This is a genomic window from Stenotrophomonas sepilia, from assembly GCF_003244875.1.
Taxonomy (GTDB): domain Bacteria; phylum Pseudomonadota; class Gammaproteobacteria; order Xanthomonadales; family Xanthomonadaceae; genus Stenotrophomonas; species Stenotrophomonas sepilia.
The window spans coordinates 1-2954 of record NZ_LXXZ01000009.1; the positions used below are offsets into that span (position 1 = coordinate 1).

2 protein-coding genes are annotated in these 2954 nt (G+C 69.0%); both read left to right on the plus strand.

Annotated elements, in window-relative coordinates; all coding sequences use genetic code 11:
* The first annotated feature begins 174 nt into the window (after positions 1-174).
* The gene (gene yoaA, locus A7X97_RS00820) at positions 175-2223 is read left to right on the plus strand and encodes a DNA repair helicase YoaA (RefSeq protein WP_072168546.1); all 2049 of its coding nucleotides are present in this window, start codon (positions 175-177) and stop codon (positions 2221-2223) included.
* Between the two features lie 9 nt (positions 2224-2232).
* A complete protein-coding gene (gene tsaB / locus A7X97_RS00825; RefSeq protein WP_072168547.1) occupies positions 2233-2946 on the plus strand; it encodes a tRNA (adenosine(37)-N6)-threonylcarbamoyltransferase complex dimerization subunit type 1 TsaB in 714 nt (237 codons plus the stop codon).
* The last annotated feature ends 8 nt before the right edge of the window (positions 2947-2954 follow it).

Genomic DNA, 2954 nt, shown 5'->3' on the forward strand with positions numbered 1-2954 from the left:
ATGGCGCCATCGAGCCCCCATGGACGGGTTTACGGCGTGTCCTGCCTGCCCCTCCTGCCCCGCCAAACACGCAGCAACCCAGAGCCATGAACCACGCTGTTGCTGTTGCTTTTGCCTGCGCTCTGGCTTGAAACGGGTGCCGGGCAGCGCCCGGCCGGGTATCCTTTCCCTCTGATGTCCGACCTTGTCCATGCCAGCCGCGAAGCCCTCAGCGAAGGCGGCGCGCTCGCCTCGCACCTGGATGCCTTCGTCCCGCGTCCGGCACAGCTGCACCTGACCGCAGCCATTGCCGATGCGCTGCAGCAGCGGGACCTGCTGCTGGCCGAGGCCGGTACCGGCACCGGCAAGACCTTCGCCTATCTGGTGCCGGTGCTGCTGTCCGGGCTGCGCACCATCATCTCCACCGGTACCCGCGCGCTGCAGGACCAGCTCTACCACCGCGATCTGCCGCGCGTGCGCCAGGCGCTGGGCGTCGGCCTGCGCAGCGCGCTGCTGAAGGGGCGCGCGAACTACCTGTGCCGCTATCGACTGCAGCAGGCGCGGGGCGAGCCGCGGTTTTCCAGTCCCGAACAGGCCGCGCAGTTCCAGCGCATCCTGGCGTGGTCCGGCCGCTCGGAGTTCGGTGACATCGCCGAACTGGAGGGCCTGGCCGATGACTCGCCGCTGCTGCCGATGGTCACCTCCACTGTCGACAATTGCCTGGGCACCGATTGCCCATTCTGGGACGACTGCTTCGTGGTGCGCGCACGGCAGCGTGCGCAGGCCGCCGACGTGGTGGTGGTCAACCACCACCTGCTGCTGGCCGATCTGGCACTGAAACAGGACGGCTTCGGCGAGTTGCTGCCGGGGGCGCAGGCCTTTGTCATCGACGAGGCACACCAGCTGCCCGAACTGGCAGCGCAGTTCTTCGGCGAAGGTTTCGGCATGCGCCCATGGCAGGAACTGGGTCGCGACTGCCTGGCTGAAGCGCGCGGCGTAGGGGGCGCACAATCGGCGCTGCAGGAGCCGGTCGACCAGTTGCAACTGGCGTTGCTGGCGTTGCGTTCGGCGATGGAGGGGCTGCCGCCGCGGGGTACGCAGTGGCGTGCGCTGGCCATGCCACAGGTCCGCGACGGCTTCGATACGGTGATGGCCGGCCTGGTGGCGCTGGAGCAGGCACTTCAACCGCTGCGCGAATCGGCGGCGGGTCTGGACGCCTGCCATGCGCGGGCGCGCGAGGCGGTGTCGCGGTTACAGCGCTGGCTGGGCGATGATGAACCCACCCTCGATTTCGATGCCGATCCGGCGGACCACGCCAGTGCCGCCGATGTGCTCTGGTACGAGCTCACGCCGCGGGGTTTCCGCTGCCAGCGTACGCCGATGGATGTGTCCGGCCCGCTGCGCGAGCATCGCGAGCGCAGCCGCGCGGCATGGATCTTCACCTCGGCCACGCTGACCGTGGGCAATGGATTCGACCACATCGCCACGCGCCTGGGCCTGGACGATCCGCATACCCTGGTCCAGCCGAGTCCGTTCAACTGGCCCGAGCAGGCGTTGTGCTACCTCCCGGAAGGCCTGCCTGATCCGGCCGCACGGGGCTTCGGAACCGCGCTGATCCAGACCCTTCGGCCGGTACTGCAGGCATCGCAGGGCAGGGCATTCCTGTTGTTCGCCTCGCACCGTGCATTGCGCGAGGCGGCCGAAGCACTGCGCGACGGGCCATGGCCGTTGTTCGTGCAGGGTGAGGCACCGCGCGCGACGCTGCTGCAGCGCTTCCGTGAATCGGGCAATGGCGTGCTGCTGGGCTCGGCCAGTTTCCGCGAGGGCGTGGACGTGGTCGGCGAAGCGCTGAGTGTGGTGATGATCGACAAGCTGCCGTTCGCGGCACCGGACGATCCGGTGTACGAGGCACGCCTGGAGGCGATCCGCAGCCAGGGCGGCAATCCGTTCCGCGACGAACAGCTGCCGCAGGCGGTGATCGCACTGAAGCAGGGTGTCGGTCGCCTGATCCGCAGCGAAAGCGACCGTGGCGTGCTGGTCCTGTGCGATCCGCGCCTGCTCAACCGTGGCTATGGCCGGGTCTTCCTGGATTCACTGCCACCCTTCCGCCGCACCCGCAGCCTGGCCGATGTGCAGGCCTTCTTTACGCCACAATGGGTGCCCGTGGCTGATGATGCGGCTGACCCGGCCGCTGTTGCGCCGGGCCCGGAGCCGGCTCCTGGTGCCACGTTCCCCCTGTTCTGACCTGATCTGATGAAACTGCTCGCCTTTGAAACCGCCACCGAAGCCTGCTCCGTTGCCCTGCATGTCGATGGGCAGGTGCTGGAACGCTTCGAGATCGCCCCGCGCCGGCATGCTGACCTGAGCCTGCCATGGGCCGAGGCGCTGCTGGCCGAAGCCGGCATCAGCCGTCGCCAGCTCGATGGCATCGCGCTCAGTCGCGGCCCGGGGGCGTTCACCGGTGTGCGCCTGGCGATCGCCATCGCCCAGGGCATCGCGTTGGCGTTGGACCGCCCGCTGCTGCCGGTTTCGACGCTGCAGGTGCTGGCGCTGCGGGCACCGGTGGAAGAAACGCAGATCCTGTCGGCAATCGATGCCCGGATGGGTGAACTCTACGTCGCGCGCTTCGAACGCGTCGACGGCCTGCCGGTCGCGCGCGATGCCGAGCGCGTCTGCGCGCCCTCCGTGGTGACGTTGCCGGAGGGAATGTCGGCCTACGGTGTCGGTACCGGTTTCGGCGCGGGCGACGGCGCGCTGGTGGCACAGTTGGGCAGTAGCCTGCGCGGTTTCGATGCTGCGGCATTGCCGCGGGCGTCGGACGTGCTGGCACTGGCCGTGCCGGCGTTCGCGCGTGGCGAGGCGATCGCACCGGAGAAGGTCGAGCCGGCGTACCTGCGCGACAACGTGGCATTGACCCTGGTCGAGCAGCAGGCCGCGCGCGAGGCGAAGGCGAAGGCCAACGGCTGAGCCCCTCG